At 51.0% G+C, this 202-nt stretch carries 1 rRNA gene (only partly in view); it reads left to right on the forward strand.

From position 1 onward, the window contains the following. Positions 1 to 202, forward strand: a 23S ribosomal RNA gene (locus EOPP23_RS21245); its annotated part reaches 1,497 nt to the left of the window's first position; the annotation flags it as partial.

A 202-nucleotide genomic window follows, 5' to 3' on the forward strand; every position in this document is an offset into this window, starting at 1 on the left:
AGAGAATACCAAGGCGCTTGAGAGAACTTGGGTGAAGGAACTAGGCAAAATGGCACCGTAACTTCGGGAGAAGGTGCGCCGCTGATGGTGATGGAACTTGCTTCCTAAGCTATCGGCGGTCGAAGATACCAGGTGGCTGCGACTGTTTATTAAAAACACAGCACTGTGCTAACACGTAAGTGGACGTATACGGTGTGACGCC

This window comes from Endozoicomonas sp. OPT23, from assembly GCF_009653635.1.
In the GTDB taxonomy this organism is placed as follows: domain Bacteria; phylum Pseudomonadota; class Gammaproteobacteria; order Pseudomonadales; family Endozoicomonadaceae; genus Endozoicomonas_A.